Raw genomic sequence first — 24142 nt, forward strand, 5'->3', positions numbered from 1 at the left:
ACGTATGGAAGAGACCAAAAGATATCTTCAGTCTTTTTTATTCCAGAATAAAATTGATATTCCAAAAGGCAAACAATCGCTTTTTGAAGATTTTATTTCTAGTGAAAACAATATTGCAGCAGTAAAAATAATAAAAGAAAAACAGCAGATCATTATGCAAAATTGGAACTTAATAAATCGAATAGATGATATTACGAATCAATCTGTTTTTCTGCCAAACGGTACCGTAAATAAAGCATACCAAGCAAAAATTGATTTTATACAATTGGGTTGGGATGATATTATTTCGTACGAAATGGAAAATTTAGAAGAAACCGGACTTTCATTTGATCGCGAAGAAAAAGTGCTTTCGGGAAATCCGAAAATAAGCGGCGATTTAAAAATAAAAATGCTTTTTAAAATTGATGGCGAATCGGAAGAAACGCCTTTAAACGAAAAAGTTTTTACCATAATTATAAATCCTGACCCAAAATCACTTTGGAAAAGTATTGAAAGTGACAAAAAAGCTCCTTTTGCTAAAGAAGATAATGTAGCGGTTGCGAGTACTTTTTTAGATAAAAAAATTGTTGTGGCTTCCAAAAGAGGAAGAAGTCATGCCAATGTGGGCTCTTTTAGAGAAGACGATTTTGCATTCAAAAATTTTGATACAAATGGCTGGAGTGTTTTGGCGGTTTCAGACGGCGCAGGTTCGGCGGCTTTATCGAGAAAAGGTTCAAAATTAGCTTGCGATACTTTAATTGAGTACTTCGAAGAAAATCTAGATAAAGAAAATTTAAAAGAATTTGACGAGATTTTACTTCATCATTACCATAAAACAGATTCAGATTCATCAAAAAAAATAAGTCATTTTGGTTACAATACATTATCAAAAGCGGCTCATTTTGTTAATCAAAAGATTGAAGAATTTGCGACGGCGAATAACGAAGAACTGAAAAAATTTCATGCAACTTTAATTTTTGCTTTAGTTAAAAAATATGATTTCGGATATGCCATCTTAACTTTTGGAGTTGGGGATTGTCCCATTGGTTTGCTAAATAAAGATTTAACCGAAATTACATTGATGAATGTTATCGATGTAGGCGAATTTGGTGGTGGAACACGTTTTATTACCATGCCTGAAATTTTTCAAAGCGATAAACTTTCTTCACGTTTCGGCTTTAAATTAGTAGATGATTTCTCTTATTTAATACTAATGACAGACGGAATTTACGATCCTAAATTTGTGGTCGAAGCCAATTTAGAAAAAATAGAAAAATGGAATGAATTTCTGTCTGACTTAAAAGGCAATAATGAAGATGGATCTAAAGTTGATTTTGAATATGAAAATGCAGATATTGCGACACAACTTTCAATCTGGATGGACTTTTGGAGTCCAGGAAATCATGATGACAGAACGCTTGCTATAATTTACTAAATATGAGTACAGTTACAGTAAAATCAATAAACGACTATACCAAAACATATCAATTTGTTGATAACGGAGAACCGATGCGCGGTGGTGTAAAAGACGTTTATTTTAGTCCCGACAGAAAATATGTAGTCGCCATTTTTAGAGATAAATTAGACTTCAATCAGAAAGAAAGGCTTCAAAAAATTACCAATAAATACTATTCTCAAATTCAAAATGGAGAAGCTGGAGATTATTATTTAAATGAAGTTTTCAGATGGCCAACGGACGTTATTGAATACAATGGTTTAACGGGAATTATTGTCCCTGTTTATAAGCCAAAATTCTTCTTTAAAAAAGGATATCAAACCAGTGAATTAATTCAAGGAAAAGAAAAGAACGGAAAATGGTTTGCAGGACCCAAATTTAGAAATCCGCATTTTCCGTTACGTGTGGCAAGTTCTGAATTGGGCGATTGGTTAAGCTATTTTCAAGTTTGTGTAAATCTTTCTAGAGGCGTTAAAAAAATGCATGCCATGGGATTGGCTCATTCTGATTTATCATACAATAATGTGTTAATCGATCCGATAGAAAGATCGGCTTGTATGATAGATTTGGACGGATTGGTTGTTCCAGGATTATTTCCTGCAGAAGTAATTGGTACAGCCGAATTTATTGCGCCAGAAGTACTTTCGAGCAAACATTTAGATAAAAATGATCCGAACAGAAAATTGCCAAACAGATTAACAGATTTGCATGCATTGCCAGTTTTGATTTATATGTTTCTATTGCATAGGCATCCGTTAAAAGGAGGAAAAGTCCATGATTTAGATACCGAAAAAGACGATTTATTGTCAATGGGCGAAAAAGCGATGTTTATCGAACACCCAACCGATGCCACAAATAGGCCAAAACTAAACCAAGTTTCGAAGTGGGATTTACCTTGGGCAGATATTACAAAATTGCCTTATACCATCACAGGACCTTATTTAAAAACCTTGTTTGATAAAGTTTTTATAGACGGATTACACAATCCGATGCAAAGACCAAACGCAGAAGAATGGGAAATTGCATTGTTAAAAACAACCGATTTAATGCAGAAATGTCATAATCCGACCTGCGACCAAAAATGGTATGTTTTTGATAATACAAATACTCCAAAATGTCCTTTTTGCGGTACTCCGCATCAAGGAACACTGCCTGTTTTAGATCTGTATTATCAGTTTCAGGAAACGACTTGGAAGCCCGAGAATCATCGATTAATGGTTTATAATGATCAATATTTGTTTCAATGGCATGTTAATCGTAATATTGCCAGAAATGAGAAATTAACACCGCAGCAAAAAGTGCCTGTTGGTTACTTTACTTTTTTTAATGGGAAGTGGGTTTTGGTCAATCAAAAACTGACTTCGCTAAAAGATTTAACTGAAGACAAAGAAGTTCCAATTGGTACAATGGTAGAACTTACACACGGAAAAAAAATACTGCTTTCTAATGAAGAGGGCGGAAGAGTCATTGTGGTAACAATGGCCAATATATAATTTAAAAATTAACCTAATTAATATCTAAAATGAATCAACACCCAATCTTTTCGGAACATCCCGGTTTAATTATTGTTTTTGCGGTTGCAGTAGTTATTATGCTGTTGCTAGATTTAGGAATCTTCAACAAAAAAAGTCACGTCGTAACAAATAAAGAAGCTATAACTTGGTCATTAGTTTGGATCAGTTTAGCCATGATCTTTAGTGGTTTAGTGTACTATTTTGCAGGTGCAGCTAAATTCTATGAATTTCAATCGGCATATTGGATCGAAAAAGCGCTTTCTGTTGATAACCTTTTTGTATTCATATTAGTATTTAAATTTTTTGATGTTGCGAATAACAACAAACATAAAGTGTTGTTTTGGGGAATTATCGGAGCATTAGTTTTAAGAGCAATCTTTATTTTCTCTGGTGCTTTCTTAATCGAATTAACGTATTTAAACAAACTTTTAGGCCTTGCAGGATTAGAAGGATTTAAATATGATATTAACTTAATCATGACAGCTTTCGGATTGTTCTTGGTATATGCTGGGGTTAAATCTTGGTCTTCTGGAGACGATGACGATGATGAAGATTACAACAATACTAGAGGAGCTAGATTGATTAGAAAGTTCTTTAAAGTTAGCGATAAGTATGACGGAGATAAATTCTTTACATACGAAAATGGTAAAAAATTAGCAACTCCACTTTTAGTAGTTGTAGCCGTAATTGAATTTACAGATTTACTGTTTGCAGTAGACTCTATTCCTGCGATTTTTGCAATTTCAAATGATCCATTTATTCTTTATACTTCTAACATTTTTGCAATTTTAGGGCTTAGAGCATTGTTTTTCTTGTTAGACAACTTTATTCACTTGTTTAGTAAATTGCAATATGGTCTAGCCATTATCTTGTCATTTATCGGAATAAAAATGATTATTTCTCCATTCTACCATATTGAATCTATTTATTCTTTATTAGTAATTGGAGGTGTACTTTTAATTTCTGTTTTAGCTTCGATCTTAATGCCAGAGCCTAAAGAAGCTTAAAAAAGCATTCAATAATTTAAATTTTAAAAACGGATTGAAAATCAAATTGAATTTTCAATCCGTTTTTTTGTTTTAGAATATGGTAAAAGCGATTGTTTTTCAGTATAAAAACTTCAATTAAAAGTTATACTTTTGCACTTTCAAAATTGTAAATGCCAAAGGTTTATTTACAGTTTGTTTTTTATTAATAAAATAAAGGTTTTTCACAGCCTTTAGTTTTTACTCAAATTATGCTTAATATACACAATCTTTCCGTTTCTTTTGGAGGAACCTATTTATTTGAAGAAGTTACTTTTCGTTTAGGCGCCGGCGACCGTGTAGGTCTTGTTGGTAAAAACGGAGCTGGTAAATCTACAATGCTAAAAATGCTGGCAGGAGATTTTAAACCAGACTCAGGAGTTATTTCGCAAGAGAAAGATATCAGAATGGGTTTTCTACGTCAGGATATTGATTTTGAACAAGGAAGAACCGTTTTGGAAGAAGCCTATGAAGCTTTTACAGAGATTAAGGTTGTAGAGAAAAAACTGGAAGAAATCAATCATCAATTGGTTACTAGAACCGATTATGAAAGTGAAGAATACGGGCAAATCATTGAAGATTTATCTGATTATACACATCGTTTTGAACTTCTTGGAGGTTATAATTATGTGGGAGACACAGAGAAAATTCTTTTAGGTCTTGGTTTTAAAAGAGAAGTTTTTAATAACCAAACAGAAACGTTCTCTGGAGGATGGAGAATGCGTATCGAATTGGCTAAATTATTATTACAATCCAACGATGTATTGCTTCTCGATGAGCCAACTAACCACTTAGATATCGAAAGTATCATTTGGTTAGAGAATTTCCTTCGTAATTATCCTGGAGTTGTCGTAATTGTATCGCACGATAAAATGTTCTTGGATAATGTAACGAATAGAACAATCGAAATTTCGTTAGGTAAAGCCTATGACTTCAATAAACCATATTCTCAATATTTAGAACTGCGCCATGAAATTCGAGAAAAGCAATTAGCTACTCAAAAAAATCAGCAGAAAAAGATTGAGGAAACAGAAAAATTAATCGAGAAATTCCGTGCAAAAGCTTCAAAAGCTTCGATGGCGCAATCGCTGATTAAAAAATTAGATAAAGTAGAAAGAATCGAAGTTGACGAAGATGATAACTCAGTAATGAATATCTCGTTTCCAGTTTCAAAAGAACCAGGGAAAGTTGTTATTGAAGCTGAACATGTAACGAAAGCTTACGGTGACAAAACGATTCTTAAAGATATAAGTTTACTGGTTGAAAGAGGAAGTAAGATTGCTTTTGTTGGACAAAACGGGCAAGGAAAATCGACTTTCATCAAGGCTCTTGTAAACGAATTTGAATATGAAGGAAATATCAAATTAGGACACAATGTTCAATTAGGATATTTTGCTCAAAATCAGGCAGAATACTTAGACGGAGAAATTACTTTGCTTCAAACAATGGAAGATGCTGCAACTGACACAAATCGTATGAAAGTACGTGATATGTTAGGTTCGTTTTTGTTCCGTGGAGATGATGTGGAGAAAAAAGTGAAAGTACTTTCTGGAGGTGAACGTAACCGTTTGGCACTTTGCAAATTGTTGTTACAGCCAATTAACGTCTTGCTGATGGATGAGCCTACGAACCACTTAGATATTAAATCTAAAAACGTTTTAAAAGCAGCACTTCAAAAATTTGGCGGAACTTTATTATTGGTTTCTCACGACAGGGATTTTCTTCAAGGAATGTCAAATATCGTTTACGAATTTAAAGACCAAAAAATCAAAGAATATTTAGGAGACATTAACTTTTTCTTAGAGCAACGTAATTTGGAAAACATGCGTGAGGTTGAGAAAAAAGATGTTGTAAAAGCAACGACTCCAAAAGAGAAAGAGGTTGCCAAAGTATCTTATGAAGATCAGAAGAAAGGAAAAGCCCTTCAGAACAAATTAAGCAAAATCGAAAGCCAGATTCAGCAATTAGAAAAGCAAATTCAGCACGACGATAAGATGTTAGAAACCAATTACGACAAACATATCGAAGATGCCTCATTTTTTACTGCTTACAATAAAAAGAAAGAAGATTTGGAGCAATTGTTAATCGATTGGGAAGTTGTTTCAGAAGAAATTGATGGGTTGAATGCTTAATGTTTTTGTTTCGAGTTTCAGGTTTCAGGTTTCAAGTTTCATGTTGACGAGTAAATTTAACCGCAAGGCACGCTAAGTTTTTTGTAGTTGGCATTTACAATTTACAAAGTTCGCAAAGCTTTATCAATAGATAGCTTTGCGAACTTTGCGTTTTATAAAACTTGAAACTTGAAACAAACTACTTAATAATCCCGATCGATCTAGAATGATCAATTGCTTTACTGCTTTCTTTAAAATAGCAAACGGAAACATTTATGCTTTCCAGATTTTTTAGAATCTTTTGGACTTCTTTTTTAGGAGATTTACCCGTTTGTCTAATATAAACCGCAACAACTGTAACGGGAAATATTTTGCAAATTCTTTCGTAAAGCATTGGATCGTGCTGCGAGTCATCGCCCATTAAAACATATTTTAAAGTTGGGTAGAACTCTACAACATGCTTTATTTTTTCGTATTTATGATCGTGATTTCCTCTTCCGCTCATGAAGAAATCGGTGACTCCTCTTTTGATGTCTTTTAAGAGAAAAACGGCTTTAGGGAGTTTGTGAATTCGGGTGAATTTAGCAATAAATCGGTATAAATTCCATTCGCTGCTAGAGATGTAGAAAAAAGCATTTACTTCTTCGACATTGTCTCTTCCTGCAGAACTTAAAGCTTGATAGTGAGGTACAACATCTTTAAAAACTTTTCGGTCATTTACATTTTTAAATAATAAAATATAAAGTTTTCGAAAAAAGTTATTGGTGTGTGAAATCAGAAAAGTGTCGTCAATGTCAGATATGATTCCGAGTTTTCCTTTGTGAGGTCTAATAAAACTGCCTTTGCAAGTTATGGTTTCTTCTTTATATTTTAAACTCACTTCGTAAGACATCCATCCAAAATGGGTTTCTTTTTCTAATGGAATGCAAAAATTGAAAAAGCCATCATCTAATGTTTTAGTGTGGATGACTTCGCCATTATAATGAAGATAAACATCAAAATTTTTAATGGTTTTTATTCGGAACAGTCTGAGTATCGAAGTGGCATTTTTTAATTTTCTTTTCTCAAAATCGTATTTGTTTTCTCTTTTTAAAACATGCCCCATTACAATTAACTCTTGCTCATTTGCATAACCGCGATATAATTGTAGAATTGGTTTCATTAATTACGTATATTTATGTAACTGTAAATTACTTAATTTAATTGGTTTTAAAAATAAAATTTTGAAAAAGAATATTCTATTTGTTGTAAATCCTATTTCTGGTGACTTGGATAAATCAGATCTTATTGATGCTGTTGAAGAGTTTGCAGCAACCAATCATTTCAATTTGGAAGTCTACGAAACTACGGGAAAAAATGATCTAAGAACCATACAATCTTTATATAATGAACATGAGCCAGAGCGCATTATTGTTGCAGGAGGCGACGGAACGATAAAAATGGTAGCTGAAGCGGTAGAAGAGCAAGATGTTATAATTGGGATTTTGCCTGCAGGTTCTGCAAACGGACTTTCGGTTGACTTGAATCTTCCTGATGGAATAGAGGAGAACCTTAAAATAGCGTTTCTACACCATTATATCGAAATGGATATGATTTGTATTAACGGAAAAAAAAGTATCCATTTAAGTGATATCGGATTAAATGCCAATTTGGTTAAAAATTATGAAGAAAGTGATGTGCGTGGTTTTTGGGGATATGCATTGCAAGCTTTCACAACGCTCAAAGAATCTGAGGAACCTTTTGTTGCTACCATTTCGGCAAATAACAAAACGGTAGAGCATGTAGCAAGAATGATTGTAATAGCCAATTCGCAGAAATATGGAACTGGAGTTGTAATTAATCCAAATGGAGCTATGAATGATGGGAAGTTTGAGCTGGTGATTTTAAAAAGTTTGGATCTACTTTTAATCGGAAAAATAATTACCGGAAATATGCCAATTGATTCTGATGATATTGTGATTATTTCAACCGATAAGGCTGAAATAAAAACGGATTATCCCGTTAATTTTCAAATTGATGGAGAATATTGTGGTGCTCAGACTTCTTTAGAAATTCATATTCTGCACAAGCAAATGAAAATTGCGGTACCGTAGATTTATTTAAATGGATTACGTTCCTGCCATTCTGTTTTTGGTTCTAAATAATTAAAAAACCTTGAAATGTTATGGTTAATCAATGCATTGCTATGTGTGATTAAACCATACATTTTAACTGGTTTTGCCCCAACCGAACTTTTAATTTCAAGAGCTGTTCTGGCAAAAACAATTTCTTTGAAACCTTTCTTAATAGAATAAGCGATCATATCGTAGAGCATATTTAAATACAGCATTTTTTCGCGCTGAACACTTTCGTCATAACCAAGAAAATACGTATCCATTACATCGCCATTTTTGATTAAAGTGTTGAAGCCGATTAGTTTTTCATCTAAAAAATAGCCATAGAGAAGAAAGTTGTCTCCCATGATTTCTTTGAAAAAGCTGAAATGATTTCTCGCCAGAAAAAAGGTATTGAAAGGTGCATTTTTTGCAACATGAAAATATAAATCGTAAATCACATCTTCATATTGTTTAATGTCAGAAAGAGACATTTGCTGTTTTACAATTCCTTCCGATTTTTTGCGTGCCCGTTTGTATTGATCGCGATATTTTTTTAATAAAGCATCAATATAATCTTGTTCGGTTTTCCAATTTTCATTGATTTCAAAAATCATATTTGGTTGGGTCGAAAACGTGTAGTTGTTTTTGAATTCTGCCTGAAGCGGTTCGATTTCTTTTGCTGTAAAATCTTTTATGCTCGTTATATGAACCTTTCTTCCGCTTTCTTTCAAATCTTTTTTAAGCTGATTGATAGCTTTATGAAGTGTTTTAATTGCTTTGGATTCTTTGATGGTCTTGTCAAAAATAAAAGCATTTTGTCCTGTAAGCATATTGTTTCCAACAAATAAAACGTGTGAAGCAAAATTCTTTAATGCAAAATTACGCACCGAAGTTTTTAAGCATTTATCACGCTCTCCAAAAGATTCAAGTTTTTCTGCAAATAAGAATTGCGTTAAAGCAATTCCGATTAGTTTTTTTTCTTCAAAAAGCCCAATAAAATGGCAGGTCATATTTACTGGAGAAGAATTTTCCAGTACTTCGAGATATTCTCGTGTCAAAAAAATATTATTTGCTGCAAGCGAGTTCCATTCTAAAGGCAGTAATGATGCGCTTTTGTAAATCTGGAAAGAATATGTTGTATTCAAAAGAGTGAGCTAATTTCTTCAAAATTAGATAATATTTATAATAACTAATGGGGTTTAAGTTATTATTAAGAAAAACCCATTTGAAATAAATTTTTCAAATGGGTTTTTTATAAATGATATTAAGCAAATCCGCAGATGATTCCGCCCATAAGAGTCAGAGTAAGAATCCAGTATCCGCTATGGATAAAAATATATTTCCAAGATTTTCTTTCAAACAAGCCATTGATTCCAATTAAAGGAAAAGCAAAAAATAGTCCCGACATAAAACCGTGAAGCGCACCATGCTTGAAAGTTCTGTAAGCCATTCCGTAATCTGCCATAAAAGCAGCAAATGAAGGTTTTGCACTGTCTATCAATGGCGGTCCACCAACCATTCCGATTGCACCAGACTGATGAATGGTCAGAGACATTAAAGTCATTGTAATCATTAGAGAAAAAATATACGTTAGTCCGAAGATTTTAAGCATATTTCCTTTTTTTAACTCTTCTTGAGTAAGATTATTTTCTTTCATCCAGATTGTTCCGAATACTTTTGGGCTGTACCAGATAAAACCAGTTACGAGTGTGACAATTGCTGCAAGGAATAAAGCAACGAAGTTAATTTGCATAATGTGAGGTTTTTAGAATTAGTTGATCAAATGTAATCAAAAAAAATGCAGGTTCTGAAAAATAATAAAAGTAGCTTAAATCCTACTTGTAAAATTTTTTTAAACAGTTTGCCGATATTTGGTGTATTATAACAGTGAATTGCATAATTTTACACAAGTAACAAATCCCAAATCTGTTATGAAAATTTTAATTACTCTTTCTTTATTATTTGCTTTTTCGCTAAACGTTTTGGCAGATACCATTTCGGATAAAGAAAAAGAAGCGCTTGTAAAATTGTACCATGCAACAAATGGTTTGCAATGGAAAAACAAATGGGACTTAAGTCTGTCTGTTTCTACTTGGTACGGTGTTAAAGCCGAAAACGGAAAAGTGGTCGCGCTCAATTTGGCAGATAATAATCTGCAGGGAGAATTGCCTGAAGCTTTTTACGATCTTGTGAATTTAGAATCGCTGAATCTGGAAAAAAATAAAATTGAAGGAAGTTTGTCTTCTGCCATTTTTAATCTGAAAGAGTTAGAAATGCTTAATATTGCCGATAATAAATTATCAGGAGCAATTCCATCTTCGATTTGCCAGTTGACTAAATTGAAAGATTTGGAGCTTTTTATGAATAAGATATCTGGAGAGCTTCCGTCGGAAATTGGAAAACTAAATCAGTTAGAAATTTTAGCTGTTTGCAATAATGAATTAAACGGAAAACTGCCTGTTTCGATTTATAAAATTTCTGGTCTAAAAGTATTGCTGCTGAATAATAATAAGCTGTCGGGAAATTTGACAAATGAAATTATTAATTGGAATGTATTAGAAAATTTTAGTTTATTTGACAATGAATTTTCAGGCGCAATTCCGCAAGAAATTGAAAAGCTTAACAAGCTTGAAGAATTGAATCTTTCGTACAATAAATTTACAGGCGAGGTTTCAAAAAAGACAGCATTATTAGATGCTTTGAATATGACCATGATAGACGAAAATGGAAATCCGTTTTTATTAGAAATAAACCAAGAAAATAAATTACAATAATTACCCAAAATTAATCGATGCTTATGAATGAATTTTACACTCGTTAAACAAGTTGATTAAATATATTTAGTTAATTGCCAAAACCGTAATTCGTTACGGTTTTCTGGTTTCTAGAGGTTTCGTCTTTTTGAAAAAATAACATTTAATTTAGAATTGAATTCTTTATGTTTGCCTAAATTTTTATAACTTTAATATAAGTATCCGGAGAACCAAAAACCGATTAACCAACGGCATTACTAATCACTTAATAAGAAGAAATTATGACACTGCAATATCAAGGAGAACAGTACGGAAAACCAACCACTTTTACAATTAGAATTATTGGTAATAACTTATCAAAAAGCAGTTCCAACTACCAGGTTGATCTTTTGGTAGGAGATAAAAAACTGCCGACTTTTACAAGTGAAATTCACCAAAGTCTTTCTAATTGTTTAAAAGAAATTTACTTGTTTAGAAAATATAACGGAATCACATTCAATGAATCGTCAGAGAAAATAGTTTCGCTTTATGTTGCTTATGATAAAGTTTTGTACAACTATAATAAATATGCTTTGTTTAGAGCGTAAATTTTTCTCAAAAGAGTATAAAAAAGACCATTTGAAAAAATGGTCTTTTTTTTATTTCAAAAAGCAGCAAGCTATTATCGAATTATCTTTAAATAAGCGCTATATGGATCGTCTTTAAGTGAGGTACGCATGTAGTATACGTTTTCGTCTTTTTCTTTTAAATCAAACTGAATTAAGCCTGCATCGCAATAATAGTAAAGTAGGTTGTCATCAGCAGGAAATTCTATATTGGAAATTGGCAGTGTAGTTAGTTTTTCTTCAAATGCAATTTCACCGTTTGATAAGTCCAGTTCAAAAAGCTTCTTTTTACGGGTATATCCCCAAAGATTATCCACTTCCTTAACGATGTATTCTACATTATCACCTTTAAAATCTGTTTTCCAAAGCTGAGTTCCCGTTTTAGAATCTACAGCATATATCGAAGAAACTTCTGACCCTTGCGCTGCAAAATATAGCTTTTTGTCGTGGCATACTATACGTTCCTTAACGTTATTCTTGGTTTCTTCTATTTTAAACTGCCACAAAACATCAAGGCTGTTTGGTTTTAAAGCATAGAGCCAATTTTTATCGCCTGTTATAAAAACACTTTCGCCATCTGTAACTGGTTTCCCGGTCATGGTTTCATCAAAGCTTTTTTGGTAAAGTAATTTTCCTGTATTAGCCTCAAAACAATATACATTTGTTCCGCTTTGGGTAAAGATCTTATTATCGAAAAAAAGTGGCTCAATATCGTTGTTTGGAGTGTCTAATTTGTAGTTCCAAGCCAAGCTGCCATCTTTTAAATCTAAAGCGTATAAATTACTGCTCTGATTTTGATTTTGAGCAGTTATAAAAAGTTTTCCGTTAGCTATAATCGGAGTTTGGTCTTTTAGAACAATCTGGTCTGTAATGTTTCCTATTCTAGATTTCCAGAAAATAGTTCCTGTTCCATTATCTACTGCGTAAATTTCTCCATTAATAAACGGAATATACACAACTCCGTCATGAATGGTTATTTTGTTGGCGCACATCTCTGTGTGGGCATCTGAAGCTTTTACTGTCCAAACAATGCTTTCGACTTCCAGATCCCATGAAAAAAGCGAACCGTCGTAATCGTAAATTAAAATTGAGGTATCGTCTAGAGAAATCTTTTTAAGCGGTTTTAGAGATTTATTAGTAACAGCTTCTTCTGCAGGTAATTTGCTGTTGGTGTAGTTGGTTTTGCTGGCGGGCGCTTGTCCAGACATATTTGCAAAGGCGAATACAAATAAAAGGGCTATTAATTTGTGTTTCATTTTAAGATTTGGGTTGATTTTCTGATTGTGTTTGTAATCTGAAATTACTTCATTCATAACTTCTTGTTTGCTTTGTTATTGTGTTTGCTGTATTTGTGTCTTTATTAATTGCCAATTTGTAGGTTTTGTGCGCTTTTAATACTGTTCTAAAATCCTCAAACATTTAAAGAAGTAAATATAAACAAAAAAAGCTCCAGATTTCTCTGAAGCTTTTGTCTTAGTAAGTAGTCCGTGGGGGAATCGAACCCCCCTTACCAGGATGAAAACCTGGCGTCCTAACCGATAGACGAACGGACCTGCTTTGCTATTGCGGGTGCAAAAGTGCAACTATTTTTGAGATGTACAAAGCATTTTGAGAAAAATTTTTAATTTTTTTTTGATGGAAAACCATTTTGGACGATCAGTATTGGCATGTTAATCGAGTTAGTTGTTTTGTATTTGTTTGATTAATAAATTGTTGTTGTGAGGTTGTGTGGGCGAAATGTTCGTTTTTTAAGTGAAAAATAATTTTTAAAAATATTGAAAAATTTTATTTTTGAGAGAATATTCTTCTATGCTTTTATTGTGTTTTATGTTTTAATGAAGGGAAGAATAATCATGTTTTCTGAGATAGTTCCGATACTTCGACACTTAAAGCTTTAGAAATTCTAATAACTTTATCGATACCCATAATTTGTTTGCCTAACATATATCTTCTTAAAGCTTCAATATCTAAATTAGAATCGCTCGCTAAATGTCTAACTTTTAGTTTTTTTCTTTAATAATCTCATTTATATTATTTCCAACAATCTTTAGAGATTCAGGAACTTCTTTCTTTCTCATTTTTTCATATTGTTTGAACCTGAAAATTATGAGTTAGTAATTAAAAAAATCGTAGCACGAGCCAGACGCTCACGCCAACAGTTGATAGATCCTAAATCCATTTCGTTTGATCAAGATGATTATTAAGAAGCTTTTTTACGAAATTAAATCTATGTTAAAAGAGTAATTTTATTTCAATATTAATGTGAAATTTGTGAAATGTCTAATTAACAACGAGATAATATGGAAGGGCAAATTATAGAATTGGAAAAAAAATACTGGCACGGAGTTGAAAATAGTGACTATGAAACGGTTAGAAACCTAACGCTGTTTCCTTGCATAGTTGCCGGAAAAAATGGTATTCAGGGTATCAGTGAGGCTGAGTTCAAAAATATGTTCGACTCTGGGCAAACCAATAAAATAAAAGTGCTGAACATCTATGATGTAAAAGAAAAACTAATTGCCGAAAACACTGCGGTAATAGGATATCGTCTCGATTTTGAGATAGTAGATCAAAGTCAAAAAGAACCTATAAAGTGCGTTTGCACTTCTACCTGGATTAAAGAAAACAGCAAGTGGGCGTGTGTGATGCATACTGAAACAGAATTGGAAAAGAATTAGCCCAATGGTAGATATCTTTAGATCTTTACAAGAGACATTAAAATTAATGGCAATTCCAAACCATATTAGCATTAATGAAAGGGATGATTTAATTAGATTTAATTTAGAAGAATTAGAGGGTGATTTTTATACCTTTCTGAATCCTATTAATCTCAATAAGTTGCATTCAGAAAACTTGATTGATGGTGATATTAAATTTAAATTGGAACAATTATTTATTCTTTTACAAGATATTGAGAGTAAAGATTGGAACACTGAATCTTTTTTGACTAACCCAAAATGGTTTGTAATACGTAATCTGGCTAAAGAAGTAACCCAGTATTAAATAATATTTAGACTGCTAATTTGAGCGTAATGCTCTTGAAGGCAATGGATATAACAGTTTTAATGATAGTTCTAAAAAAAGCTTCAGAGAAATCTGGAGCTTTTGTATTGGTAGTGAGGACAGTACTCGAATCGGCATCCGTCGTGGCGGATATAAGCCCAACGAACTGTTAGGATTTAAAATAAAAAAACATCAGCTTTTTTAAGTGGTATTTTTCTTAGTAGCGGGAAGCATTCAAACATCTAACTAGATTATCTTTGATTATTATGATTTTTAAAAATGAACACCTTAACTTTTTTCTCTTCTTTTTGTTTGCATAACCACATTTATAAAATAAGTTAGGAGTAATTTTAGTGAACCAAACGGCAAACGGTAAAAGATTTGTCAATGCATAACAAATTTAAAGTCTCGTTGACAGCTGGTGAATCCAATTTTTATAAACTATGAAAATAAAAGTTTATTCCCCTTTAAATCCTTTACTTAAAAAATACATAGAGTGTATTTATATACTCACGCATACATCTGAAGAAAAACCCGCCCAATACATAACTTTCCCATCTATTTTTACCATTGTATCAATAAGTGAAAAATCAAAAACTATTAATAAAGGAAATAAGTTAATAATTGGGAAATGCGATGACAATAAGATTGAAACAAATTTGGTGTATAATTTCAATAAGCCGGTGTATGTCCAATACGAAGGAGAAATAAAAGAAATTACTATCTATTTTAAGCCGTTAGCTATTAATTCATTTTTGGAGCATGAATTAAGCCACTATAATAGTTCAAATTTTTCTGAATTTTCACCTTTTAAAGATTATAGAAAAGCTATGATTGAAATTCTTTCCTTGCAAAATGATACCGAAAAAATTCAAGCTGTTGAAAGTTATTGGTTATCCAAATTAATAGGGTTTCAGCATGATTTTCTTGAAACTATTTTGTCTGAAATTATGTGTGAAGAAAATGATGCTTTAACGATTATAGAACTATGTAAAAAAAATGCTATTTCACGTACAACGCTAAACAAACACTTTGGCAGGCATATCTGCAAAACTCCATCTCAATTCAAAAAGATACTAAGATTTCGAAATGCGGTTAATAAATACTCATCAAACAATACAAGAAACAGCTTAACGGATATTGCATATAGTGTTGATTATTTTGACCAGTCCCATATGATAAGAGAATTCAAATCATTGACAGGGTTCTCTCCTAAAGTTTTTTTTGAAAAAACAACTGCGCTAGAAAGAAAACAAGTGCACTGGCTGTTTTTATAGGTTTACATTTATACAATTTTTCGTTTTATGGTTAAAGTAGTTTTGTCTCTTTAATCATAAAATGATACCATATGACAACCCGTCAAATATATTTTATTATATCGATCTTCTTTATATCGCTTTTGCAACCTATCGCGGTCCAATCACAAAATTTGGAAAGTGTAGTTTATCCGATAAGGTCTCACTTAAAAAAACTTGAAAAAGAAAATAATTTAAGTGGGGTTGTTCTTATTGCAAAAAATGGCAAACCAATATATAGGGAAGCATTTGGTTTTGCCAATTTGCCAGACAGTATAAAAAATAAGCCAGACACAAAGTTCAACTTAGCTTCTATAAACAAGATGTTTACAGCAATAGCGATTATGCAATTGGTAGAATCTGGCAAGATTTCGCTTCAAGACAAAGTAGGCAAATATCTTGCAGATTATCCCAATAAAACTGTTTCCGACTCTGTAACAATCCACCAATTGTTAACGCACACTTCGGGAATGAACAGTTTTTGGGAAGAATACGATAAGCTTGCAAAAGAAAAATTCAAAACGGTTTCTGATTACCTTCCATTGTTTGTTAATAAAAAACTAGCCTTTGCCCCAGGTACCAGCTTCTCGTATAGCAATTCTGGATACATGGTTTTAGGATTAATCATAGAAAAGGTGTCGGCTCAAAATTATTTTGATTACGTAAAAGAATATATATACAAACCTTCAAAAATGATTAATACTGATGCTTACGAATTGGATAATGCTATTCCAAATTTAGCTACTGGCTATACAATGTCATTAGAGGAACCAGGACAATGGAAAAATAATATTTTCGTAAATTTAGTAAAAGGAACTCCTGCTGGTGGCGGCTATTCAACCGTTGACGATTTGCTGAGTTTTGCCAATGCTTTACAAAACGGTCGTTTGCTTAGTAAAGAAAATATTGCTCTTTGTACATCGGGTAAAGTGAAGTATAGAGAAGGAATGTATGGATATGGATTTGAAGAAAACAAAATAAACGGGCACCGAATTTTTGGACATACCGGTGGGCATGATGGTATTGCTTGTGAACTAATGATTTATCCGGATTTGGGCTATACTGTTATTATTCTAACAAATGGAGAAGTCGAAAATTATTGGGAAGTAAGTAATCTAATTAAAAAACAATTAGTGGGTTCAGCACCATCAATTGACAATTTTTTTTATACTAAAGATATAATTAAGATAGTATGCAATAAAGGTTATGAAGCTGGAATTAGAGAAGTAGAACGCAATTCGAAGAAGTATTCATTAAGAGAAAATCTTATTGAACGATATGGTTGTAAGCTATTGTTCGAAAAAAAGACGAATCAGGCAATAGATTTATTTAAGTTAAATAATCACCTTTTTCCAGACTCCACCTATGGGTATTATTATATAAGTGAGGCATATAGGTTTTCAGGTCAAAAAAAACAAGCGATTGAATATCTAAAGTTATACATTGAAAAAGAGCCAGAAGACAAGGATGCTAAATTAAAATATAAATTGCTAATGAAATAGCTAGTCCAATCTCCGAAGAATTCCTCATGAAAAGCTGCGCAAATGTCTCTGACTTTGCGCTTTTTTTTGCCATATTGAATACAAACGTCTCAAAAGTTTCCCGACTTTTTTTCGTTCATCTCTTGTTAGAAGTTTTGTTTTAACGTCAGAGACTTTGAGGTGCTTATGTTTTTTAGATATATTTGTTTTGAGTAGCGCAAAGTCAGAGACATTTGCGCAGCACTGATGAAGAAGATTTTGCGGAACACGAAATAATTAACTCAAACTTTAAAACTATAAATGAGCACACAAGAAATATTTGATGAATGGCATAGAAGAGAATATCCAAGTCAATATATTTGGGAAAATTATACGTATCCAAATTTCGGAATTAGTGATGATCAATTAGTGTGCAGATTGCCAATTAGAATTTTTAATTGTGATAATTGTCAATTAATAATTGATAATGAAGAGATTTCAGAAATCCATAAATCAACAATTGAATATATTGTTAGAAATCAAGAATCATTTATAGAAGACATCCGAAAAGGTATTTTTGATTATTATACATTTCTGTGGAACGATTACTTGAATGAATTTGAAGATGATAATAAATATCCTAATCCAATGAATAAGGATGCTCAAATTATTGATTTAATGATAAAACCAAAAGCAATTCATATGGCAGGAAAAATAGATGAAGGTTATTTTGGAATCTGTTTCAATTCGACATTTGAAGGAGATCACGGACTTGGGATAGAAATGAGAAATTACAAAGTGAAAAATGTAGGAGCTGAATCTGTTGGGTTTAATTTGCACTCTGTGGAATAATTCAACATAAAGAATATAAAAGTTTCAAGGATAGTTTAAAAAAAACAAAAAAATCCCACTCTCCGAAGAGTTCCTCATAAAAAAGCTGCGCAAATGTCTCTGACTTTGCGCATTTTTTTTTCGTCATATTGAATACAAAAGCGTCTCAAAAGTCTCCTGACTTTTTTCGTTCATCTCTTGTTAGGAGTTTTATTCTAAAGTAAGAGACTTTGAGACGCTTATGTTTTTTAGATATATTTGTTTTGAGTAGCGCAAAGTCAGAGGCATTTGCGCAGCACTAATGAAGAAGACTTTGCGGAGCAGGGGATATTCTGTTATAGTGGCTCAATTAGAAAAGGATTATTCGAAAATTAGTAATTAAAAAAAATGAGAAAGTTAACTTTATGTGATAGGTTTTTACCACACCAATATATTAGAATTGAAAATGAAGTTGGTATCAAAATACCTGATAACATTAAAGATTTTATTTCAGAATATGCTGATTTGTCGGTAAAGGAAAATAAGTTTATAAATAATGACGGAAAGTTGTTTGAGATTTCACAATTCATAACTTATAGGATGATGTACGATTTTATTAAAGAATTCAAAGAAGAAGGTTTGGGAAAAAAGTTGCCATTTGCTATTGATAATGGAGGCTGGATATTTTGTATATCATTTGATGAAGAATCGATAGATAAAATTTTACTGTATCAAATGGAAATGGAGTGGGAAACAAAAAATGATGCTTTTGAATTAGTAGCCAATAGCTTTGAAGAGTTTATAAATGGTTTGCGAGAAGAAACTGCCATTTCTCTATAAAAGTTTACTGCCGCTCTCCTAAGTGTTCCCCCCCGCTCTCCGAAGAGTTCCTCACAAAAAAGCTGCGCAAATGTCTCTGACTTTGCGCATTTTTTTTTCGTCATATTGAATACAAACGTCTCAAAAGTCTCCTGACTTTTTTTTTGTTCATCTCCTATTAGAAGTTTTGTTTTAAAGTCAGATACTTTAAGGCATTTATGTTTTTTAGATATATTTGTTTTGAGTAGCACAAAGTCAGAGACATTTGCGCAGCATTAATGAAGAAGACTTTGCGGAGCAGGGAATAACATGATGAATTCTGATCTGGAAAACTTAAAAGCATGAATTAATAAATAAATAATAAAAACAATAAGTCAAATGAAAAAAACAGCAGGGATTTTATTATTAATGATTATTCTTAGTTGTTCTTCAAAAGAAAAAATCGTTAAAAATATTTCTTGTGAAGGAAATATTTCTGTCCAATATGATAGATTGAAGCCGAAAAATTCAGGTATTGTGTCGAAGCAAAATTTGCAAGCATTTACAGTTTATTTTTTGTATGAATTTAATGATGTTATCAAAGGATTTGTTAATAATGAGTTGAAATATGAAAAAAAATTAAACCTATCTGGAAGTTCGGATACTTTGGAGGAATATTTTGGATATAATTATTCGAAAGATTCAGAGACACCTATTTTAAAAGTAATTTCTGAAACAAAAAAAACTTGTTTTGATATACGAATAGACAAAAGATATAAGATAATTTATGTTTATTTCTCAAAAGACGGAAAATGGACTATTAGATTTTCTAATGCCTATTATACTAGCTAATCTCTCTGCTAGCACGAGCACAACGATCACACAGATTTGCAATCTGTGCCCGTAAAGAGAATCGGAAAGGTATGTAAACAAAAAAAGCTCCAGATTTCTCTGAAGCTTTTGTCTTAGTAGCGGGAACAGGACTCGAACCTGTGTCCGCCGCGGCGGATATGAGTCCGACGAGCTGTTAAAATTTTGAATAAAAAAAAACACCAACTTTTTCAAGTGGTGTTTTACTTAGTAGCGGGAACAGGACTCGAACCTGTGACCTTCGGGTTATGAGCCCGACGAGCTGCCTACTGCTCTATCCCGCGATGTTTCGGGTGCAAAGATACACACTAAATACGGTTATGCAAACAATTTTAGTACTTTATTTTTTATAATTTTCAGAAAAGACGGTTTTTCTTATAATTTAAAATCCAGTAATTCTTGGTAAACGTTTCCGTTTAAGCCTAATAGCAAGCCAAATGCTGGTTCGGTTTTTATGCCACTTTTTTTCAGTTTTATGATCTCCAATCTAAAGTTTTCGTCTTTTGAGCTTAGAATTTGGTGCTCAATGAACATATGCCTGTAACCATTTTGAAGTTCGGTTGGAATATTTTGTCCAAAGATTTCTATTTCGAAAGTCTCAATAAAGAAGTTTGCCACAACAGATTCATGGTTATCAATCACAATTTCTTGAATGGTAAAATTGCTTTCTTTTTCGAATAAAGATTTAATCCTTTCAATAAAATCAACTTTGCTTTTCCAGTAGCAGGCAATATCCAAATCGCTATTTTCAATATCAATATTTATCGGAATCGTGCCAACCAAAATAGGATCAAACTCAGTAAGGTTTTCCAAAACTCTATGTTTAGTCAAAACATGAAATGCGGCTTGCTGTTTTAGATTTCCAGTTTCTAAATACGATAGGTCCTTGAAATTAATCATTTATAATAGCGCTTTTTACTTCGTTGATTTCTTGTTGTAATCTTTTATTGATATCGATTTTAGCATTCGTGAACACAAAAATCGTAGCTCCGTATTCTCTAGCATATTGATTAGTTATCTGACCGCCAATTGTTGCCGTTGCAAAATACGGACTCGTTTCTTTAAGTTCTTCATTGTTTTCGTCATATTCCTTAACGCGAATCAGGTTTTTGTATGAAATGCTAAGATCAAACCAGTTCAGATAATCGGCATTGAAGGAAACCGCTTTGATTCCTTTTTTAGAATAAAAATTAATCGCTCCCGCTTGTCCGTAATTATCGCAGAGCACAATGGTTTCTTTTTGGTTGGGCGACAATGCATAAAGCGAATCTGTTTTTCTGGCCAATTCTTTCCAGCCGAGCATATCGGCAAAATCCTGTGGAAGATGATGGTCTTTTCCGTCTTCCCAGCGCAGCATTCCCATTTTTTTGTATTTCTCAGGATGCGCCACTATATATTCTGGACTTTTATTAGGAAAAGCCATTTCGTACATCGGAATAAAAAACAATAAGGGCAGTGCTATAAATACAGGTTTTAAATATCGTTTCCATCCGTTGTTTAAAATTTGAGATAGAAAAACAGAGCCAAAAGCAATATAAATTGGATATAGGCCAATTACATAATACGATTTTGCTTTAAAGTAAATAAAGATCAGCATTGTAAAAACGAAAGAGGTAAAAAAGAGCCTGTATTTTTGAAAAGGTTTATACAATAAAACCGCAAAAAGTCCAGTCAAAATAACCAATAATCCGCCAATAAAAAATAGAATTTGATCTTTTACAAAATCACCTAAATCAACATTAACCAATTGCGTTTCGGCCAATTCCTTCATGTGATGCACAATTGGAAAATGATTGCTGTATTGCCAATAAAGGTTAGGAAGAACTAGAATTAATCCTAAAATAAGAGCAAAGTAGAATTCTTTTTTTGCGAGTATTTTTCGCTGTTTAGAAATTAAAATAGCAGGAATTAATCCGAGTAACAAAAACACTATATTGTATTTGTTCAAGAAACCCAAAGCGAAAATTACGCCTGCCCAATAAAACCATTTTTTATTTTCTAAAGTCAGGTATTGTAGTAAAACATAATAAAATGCAGTCCAGCATAAAACATCAAATGAGTTTGGCTGATAAAGCATATTTAAACGCAGTAAACATGAAAATAAAACACATAAAGCACCAAGAATTAACGCATAAAGATTGCCTTTTAAAAGTTCGATAGCTTTCCAGACAATCAAAAGTGTCAAAGCGCCAAATAGAGCAGGGAAGAACTTAATCCAAAAAATCGAATTTCCAAGCAGTAAAATGATATACGAAAACCAAGAGGTAAGTGGCGGAACAGACAAATATCCCCAAGCCAAATGATTTGCTTGATCCAGATGCAGATATTCGTCGCGCTGCAAATCGTATTCTGGGCTAACTAAAACATATTGTAGGATAAATTTTAAAACTATAAATCCGAATAAAATTAGGTTTCTTTTGGTCATATAGATTCTGGTTTCTTAGGTTTTTTGACTTTGGTGCTGTAAGTGGTTTTAAATCAACGCGCAATTCTGTAGCTAAGATAGGACTTATTTTGATTTATGAAGATTTGCAATGTTTCTTGCTGAAATAGTATAAAGTACAGGTTTTTAGATGTTTATGATTTTAAAATGTCAGATGAATTCACATTTTTATTACCTTTAGTATCAAGCAAATAACTTTAAAAGAAAATACCATGAAAAAGAAATTATTGATTTTAGCTGTCTTTTTAGGGACAATTTCATTTGCAAATGCACAAAGCATAGGAGACGTGACAAAAGCAGCCAGTAAGGCATCGACAACAGCAGTACCTGCTTTTGATGTTGCTAGTGTCGCAAATCAGGTTATGGGCGTACTATCTCCAAAATTGAAATTAACCGAAGCTCAAAAACCGGTTGTGAATTCGTTGGTAAATGAAACGCTAAATAAAAAGAAAAACATTTTGCCTACAATGGCTACAGACAAAGCAGGTTATACTTCTAAAATGACCAACACTAGAGAGTCTTTTATAGCCAAAATGAAAAAGAATATAAGTCCAACACAATTTGATGCGCTTACGTCTTTACTGCCAAAATCGGCTTCGGCAGTAACGCCATTGGCAAAAATGCTTTATTGAAATAGTCTAAAATAAAAAAGCTTCAGACCATTCTGAAGCTTTTCGTTTTTTTATGCATTTTAGTATATTACTCCTCTACAGCCGTTTCAAATTCCATGTGATCGATCATTTCTGCCTCTGGTTTTTCTGGCTTAGACGCTTTCAAAGCGTTGAATCTTTCCAGCATTTCTGATTCGCCTTCTTCACCGCTGAAATAAGGAAAAACATCCATAATTGCCGTTTCTGAAATGGCCGGAATAGAATATTCGCCCATTGTATTTTTCATGATGTGAAGTGTATTGTCAAAGGCTTCGCGAACATCATTTGCTTGAACGAGCATATACATGCTTGTTTTTCTTTCCTTACCGCTTTCTTCATCATAAGCAATTAAGGTGATTTTAGATTTAAACCATCTGTCTGCATTCTCAAAAGGATGAATTTCGGCATAATTTGCCACTTTGATAGCCGTGATTTTAAATTCTTCACTTGTATACGCGGCCATTTCTTCGGTCATTCTTTTTTCAGCTTCTGTATAAGACAAAGCATCAACCAAATAGGGCTCGGTTAAAACTTTTTGTCCTCCAGTTTCATCTGTCTTTCTATATTTTACTTTGCATTCGTACCAAGTTGCGCTCATCTCTTTTTAAATTTTAAGGATGCCAAAGATAAATCTTACTGCAAAATAAATAGTTAAATCTTCAAATAGATATTCACAATTTTAGATGATTTTTGCTAATGTTTTGAAATTCTGAAAGTTGTGTTTTTAATGGTGAATATGATTTGTAATCACATTCATTCTTTTCTATTTTGATTAAAATAAAAAATAATTCAAGCCTATTTTTAATTTAAATATTTGTAATTCAGTTGCTTATTTTCTTGATTTAAAAATTAGTAAAAAAATAAGAAAATTTCTAAATCCAAAAAATCAATTTGTTCGTAAGTACCAATAACAATGGCTGGGAACGGAGTTGAATTCAAATGGTATTGGTTTTTGGAGCATATTGAATTTGTCACATTTCCAGCTATTGTTTTTATAATTATTAAAAAGAATAGGTTGGTGAAATTAAACGTTCAGAAGTTAAAAGAGACTTTAAAATATTTGGAAAGCAAACAGCGTGAATTAAAAAAACAAAATCAAAATGATACGCGAAGTCTAGAATCGATGATTAAATATTTAAAAAAAGATATGATGGAACAGCACGATTTGTCTGATCATCATCAGTTGATAAAACAAGAAATCAAAGACACCGAAAGTTTTATCGAAAATGTCAAAAACATCATTAAAATCAATTCCTAAAAACCGTTTTTTATTG

At 32.5% G+C, this 24142-nt stretch carries 23 protein-coding genes and 2 tRNA genes; 16 read left to right on the forward strand and 9 right to left on the reverse strand.

Annotated elements, in window-relative coordinates; genetic code table 11:
- The first annotated feature begins 4 nt into the window (after window positions 1-4).
- The 4 genes from SOM12_RS06840 to SOM12_RS06855 all read left to right on the forward strand — a co-directional run bounded on the left by SOM12_RS06840 (window position 5) and on the right by SOM12_RS06855 (window position 6106).
- Window positions 5-1414, forward strand: a complete 1410-nt coding sequence (locus tag SOM12_RS06840; protein WP_320492859.1) for a PP2C family serine/threonine-protein phosphatase — start codon at window positions 5-7, stop codon at window positions 1412-1414.
- 2 nt (window positions 1415-1416) lie between these two features.
- The gene (locus tag SOM12_RS06845; RefSeq protein ID WP_320492860.1) at window positions 1417-2928 is read left to right on the forward strand and encodes a helix-hairpin-helix domain-containing protein; all 1512 of its coding nucleotides are present in this window, start codon (window positions 1417-1419) and stop codon (window positions 2926-2928) included.
- A 29-nt stretch (window positions 2929-2957) separates the two neighbouring features.
- Window positions 2958-3956 (forward strand): TerC/Alx family metal homeostasis membrane protein, encoded by a 999-nt coding sequence (locus tag SOM12_RS06850; RefSeq protein WP_095928653.1) that lies wholly within the window; start codon window positions 2958-2960, stop codon window positions 3954-3956.
- A gap of 230 nt (window positions 3957-4186) precedes the next feature.
- Entirely contained in the window at window positions 4187-6106 is a 1920-nt protein-coding gene (locus SOM12_RS06855) for an ABC-F family ATP-binding cassette domain-containing protein (protein ID WP_320492861.1), read from the forward strand.
- 178 nt (window positions 6107-6284) lie between these two features.
- Here SOM12_RS06855 and SOM12_RS06860 read toward each other — a convergent pair whose 3' ends face one another.
- Window positions 6285-7247: an App1 family protein gene (locus SOM12_RS06860; protein WP_320492862.1), complete on the reverse strand. Its 963-nt coding sequence runs from the start codon at window positions 7245-7247 to the stop codon at window positions 6285-6287.
- A 61-nt stretch (window positions 7248-7308) separates the two neighbouring features.
- Here SOM12_RS06860 and SOM12_RS06865 point away from each other — a divergent pair, with 61 nt between their 5' ends.
- Complete coding sequence (locus SOM12_RS06865) at window positions 7309-8178, forward strand: diacylglycerol/lipid kinase family protein (RefSeq protein WP_320492863.1); 870 nt, start codon at window positions 7309-7311, stop codon at window positions 8176-8178.
- A gap of 2 nt (window positions 8179-8180) precedes the next feature.
- On the opposite strand, the gene SOM12_RS06870 is transcribed toward SOM12_RS06865, so the two are convergent.
- Window positions 8181-9326, reverse strand: coding sequence for a GNAT family N-acetyltransferase (locus SOM12_RS06870; RefSeq protein ID WP_320492864.1), 1146 nt, complete (start codon window positions 9324-9326; stop codon window positions 8181-8183).
- Between the two features lie 119 nt (window positions 9327-9445).
- Window positions 9446-9934, reverse strand: coding sequence for a DUF1761 domain-containing protein (locus SOM12_RS06875; RefSeq protein WP_095928658.1), 489 nt, complete (start codon window positions 9932-9934; stop codon window positions 9446-9448).
- 178 nt (window positions 9935-10112) lie between these two features.
- Between SOM12_RS06875 and SOM12_RS06880 the strand changes: the two genes are divergently transcribed.
- Together SOM12_RS06880 and SOM12_RS06885 are read left to right on the forward strand one after the other, a co-directional pair.
- Window positions 10113-10955: a leucine-rich repeat domain-containing protein gene (locus SOM12_RS06880; RefSeq protein WP_095928659.1), complete on the forward strand. Its 843-nt coding sequence runs from the start codon at window positions 10113-10115 to the stop codon at window positions 10953-10955.
- A gap of 260 nt (window positions 10956-11215) precedes the next feature.
- Window positions 11216-11521, forward strand: coding sequence for a hypothetical protein (locus SOM12_RS06885; protein ID WP_095928660.1), 306 nt, complete (start codon window positions 11216-11218; stop codon window positions 11519-11521).
- 74 nt (window positions 11522-11595) lie between these two features.
- Here the strand turns inward: SOM12_RS06885 and SOM12_RS06890 are convergent, their stop codons facing one another.
- Both SOM12_RS06890 and SOM12_RS06895 read right to left on the reverse strand, forming a co-directional pair.
- Window positions 11596-12852, reverse strand: a complete 1257-nt coding sequence (locus tag SOM12_RS06890) for a PQQ-binding-like beta-propeller repeat protein (RefSeq protein ID WP_320492865.1) — start codon at window positions 12850-12852, stop codon at window positions 11596-11598.
- 168 nt (window positions 12853-13020) lie between these two features.
- Window positions 13021-13092, reverse strand: a tRNA-Glu gene (locus SOM12_RS06895).
- 747 nt (window positions 13093-13839) lie between these two features.
- On the opposite strand from SOM12_RS06895, the gene SOM12_RS06900 reads away from it, so the two are divergent.
- The 7 genes from SOM12_RS06900 (at window position 13840) to SOM12_RS06930 (ending at window position 19757) form a co-directional block, all read left to right on the forward strand.
- Window positions 13840-14217, forward strand: a complete 378-nt coding sequence (locus SOM12_RS06900) for a DUF4440 domain-containing protein (RefSeq protein WP_320492866.1) — start codon at window positions 13840-13842, stop codon at window positions 14215-14217.
- A 46-nt stretch (window positions 14218-14263) separates the two neighbouring features.
- A complete protein-coding gene (locus SOM12_RS06905; protein ID WP_095928666.1) occupies window positions 14264-14542 on the forward strand; it encodes a hypothetical protein in 279 nt (92 codons plus the stop codon).
- A gap of 443 nt (window positions 14543-14985) precedes the next feature.
- The gene (locus tag SOM12_RS06910) at window positions 14986-15819 is read left to right on the forward strand and encodes an AraC family transcriptional regulator (protein ID WP_320492867.1); all 834 of its coding nucleotides are present in this window, start codon (window positions 14986-14988) and stop codon (window positions 15817-15819) included.
- Window positions 15820-15890: 71 nt separating this feature from the next.
- Window positions 15891-17339 carry a serine hydrolase domain-containing protein gene (locus SOM12_RS06915; RefSeq protein ID WP_320492868.1) on the forward strand — a complete coding sequence of 483 codons (1449 nt, stop codon included), beginning with the start codon at window positions 15891-15893 and terminating at the stop codon, window positions 17337-17339.
- A gap of 279 nt (window positions 17340-17618) precedes the next feature.
- On the forward strand, window positions 17619-18149 hold the full coding sequence (locus SOM12_RS06920; RefSeq protein ID WP_095928669.1) for a DUF6985 domain-containing protein: 531 nt from the start codon (window positions 17619-17621) through the stop codon (window positions 18147-18149).
- 366 nt (window positions 18150-18515) lie between these two features.
- Complete coding sequence (locus tag SOM12_RS06925; protein ID WP_320492869.1) at window positions 18516-18947, forward strand: SMI1/KNR4 family protein; 432 nt, start codon at window positions 18516-18518, stop codon at window positions 18945-18947.
- A 357-nt stretch (window positions 18948-19304) separates the two neighbouring features.
- Window positions 19305-19757 carry a hypothetical protein gene (locus SOM12_RS06930; RefSeq protein ID WP_320492870.1) on the forward strand — a complete coding sequence of 151 codons (453 nt, stop codon included), beginning with the start codon at window positions 19305-19307 and terminating at the stop codon, window positions 19755-19757.
- Window positions 19758-19986: 229 nt separating this feature from the next.
- Here SOM12_RS06930 and SOM12_RS06935 read toward each other — a convergent pair.
- From SOM12_RS06935 to SOM12_RS06945, 3 genes are all read right to left on the reverse strand, one after another.
- A tRNA-Met gene (locus SOM12_RS06935) sits at window positions 19987-20059 on the reverse strand.
- Between the two features lie 91 nt (window positions 20060-20150).
- Complete coding sequence (locus tag SOM12_RS06940) at window positions 20151-20675, reverse strand: DUF4269 domain-containing protein (protein ID WP_320492871.1); 525 nt, start codon at window positions 20673-20675, stop codon at window positions 20151-20153.
- Window positions 20668-22200 (reverse strand): glycosyltransferase family 39 protein, encoded by a 1533-nt coding sequence (locus tag SOM12_RS06945; RefSeq protein ID WP_320492872.1) that lies wholly within the window; start codon window positions 22198-22200, stop codon window positions 20668-20670. The genes SOM12_RS06940 and SOM12_RS06945 overlap by 8 nt, the downstream gene beginning before the upstream one ends.
- A gap of 230 nt (window positions 22201-22430) precedes the next feature.
- Between SOM12_RS06945 and SOM12_RS06950 the strand changes: the two genes are divergently transcribed.
- Window positions 22431-22850 carry a hypothetical protein gene (locus SOM12_RS06950; RefSeq protein WP_095928673.1) on the forward strand — a complete coding sequence of 140 codons (420 nt, stop codon included), beginning with the start codon at window positions 22431-22433 and terminating at the stop codon, window positions 22848-22850.
- A gap of 67 nt (window positions 22851-22917) precedes the next feature.
- Here the strand turns inward: SOM12_RS06950 and SOM12_RS06955 are convergent, their stop codons facing one another.
- Window positions 22918-23466 carry a DUF4494 domain-containing protein gene (locus SOM12_RS06955; RefSeq protein WP_250833945.1) on the reverse strand — a complete coding sequence of 183 codons (549 nt, stop codon included), beginning with the start codon at window positions 23464-23466 and terminating at the stop codon, window positions 22918-22920.
- Between the two features lie 315 nt (window positions 23467-23781).
- Here SOM12_RS06955 and SOM12_RS06960 point away from each other — a divergent pair, with 315 nt between their 5' ends.
- Entirely contained in the window at window positions 23782-24126 is a 345-nt protein-coding gene (locus SOM12_RS06960) for a hypothetical protein (RefSeq protein WP_320492873.1), read from the forward strand.
- Window positions 24127-24142: the final 16 nt, after the last annotated feature.

Source organism: Flavobacterium sp. CFBP9031 (genome assembly GCF_034044945.1).
Taxonomy (GTDB): domain Bacteria; phylum Bacteroidota; class Bacteroidia; order Flavobacteriales; family Flavobacteriaceae; genus Flavobacterium.

Bases quoted from the DNA above. Each gene is read 5' to 3' on its own strand.
- SOM12_RS06950 (WP_095928673.1), top strand. From the start codon at position 22,431: ATGAAAAAGAAATTATTGATTTTAGCTGTCTTTTTAGGGACAATTTCA.
- SOM12_RS06860 (WP_320492862.1), bottom strand. From the start codon at position 7,247: ATGAAACCAATTCTACAATTATATCGCGGTTATGCAAATGAGCAAGAG.
- SOM12_RS06840 (WP_320492859.1), top strand. From the start codon at position 5: ATGGAAGAGACCAAAAGATATCTTCAGTCTTTTTTATTCCAGAATAAA.
- SOM12_RS06910 (WP_320492867.1), top strand. From the start codon at position 14,986: ATGAAAATAAAAGTTTATTCCCCTTTAAATCCTTTACTTAAAAAATAC.
- SOM12_RS06955 (WP_250833945.1), bottom strand. From the start codon at position 23,466: ATGAGCGCAACTTGGTACGAATGCAAAGTAAAATATAGAAAGACAGAT.
- SOM12_RS06945 (WP_320492872.1), bottom strand. From the start codon at position 22,200: ATGACCAAAAGAAACCTAATTTTATTCGGATTTATAGTTTTAAAATTT.
- SOM12_RS06925 (WP_320492869.1), top strand. From the start codon at position 18,516: ATGAGAAAGTTAACTTTATGTGATAGGTTTTTACCACACCAATATATT.
- SOM12_RS06845 (WP_320492860.1), top strand. From the start codon at position 1,417: ATGAGTACAGTTACAGTAAAATCAATAAACGACTATACCAAAACATAT.
- SOM12_RS06885 (WP_095928660.1), top strand. From the start codon at position 11,216: ATGACACTGCAATATCAAGGAGAACAGTACGGAAAACCAACCACTTTT.
- SOM12_RS06960 (WP_320492873.1), top strand. From the start codon at position 23,782: ATGGCTGGGAACGGAGTTGAATTCAAATGGTATTGGTTTTTGGAGCAT.
- SOM12_RS06905 (WP_095928666.1), top strand. From the start codon at position 14,264: ATGGCAATTCCAAACCATATTAGCATTAATGAAAGGGATGATTTAATT.
- SOM12_RS06920 (WP_095928669.1), top strand. From the start codon at position 17,619: ATGAGCACACAAGAAATATTTGATGAATGGCATAGAAGAGAATATCCA.
- SOM12_RS06850 (WP_095928653.1), top strand. From the start codon at position 2,958: ATGAATCAACACCCAATCTTTTCGGAACATCCCGGTTTAATTATTGTT.
- SOM12_RS06940 (WP_320492871.1), bottom strand. From the start codon at position 20,675: ATGATTAATTTCAAGGACCTATCGTATTTAGAAACTGGAAATCTAAAA.
- SOM12_RS06890 (WP_320492865.1), bottom strand. From the start codon at position 12,852: ATGAATGAAGTAATTTCAGATTACAAACACAATCAGAAAATCAACCCA.
- SOM12_RS06855 (WP_320492861.1), top strand. From the start codon at position 4,187: ATGCTTAATATACACAATCTTTCCGTTTCTTTTGGAGGAACCTATTTA.
- SOM12_RS06875 (WP_095928658.1), bottom strand. From the start codon at position 9,934: ATGCAAATTAACTTCGTTGCTTTATTCCTTGCAGCAATTGTCACACTC.
- SOM12_RS06915 (WP_320492868.1), top strand. From the start codon at position 15,891: ATGACAACCCGTCAAATATATTTTATTATATCGATCTTCTTTATATCG.
- SOM12_RS06900 (WP_320492866.1), top strand. From the start codon at position 13,840: ATGGAAGGGCAAATTATAGAATTGGAAAAAAAATACTGGCACGGAGTT.
- SOM12_RS06880 (WP_095928659.1), top strand. From the start codon at position 10,113: ATGAAAATTTTAATTACTCTTTCTTTATTATTTGCTTTTTCGCTAAAC.
- SOM12_RS06930 (WP_320492870.1), top strand. From the start codon at position 19,305: ATGAAAAAAACAGCAGGGATTTTATTATTAATGATTATTCTTAGTTGT.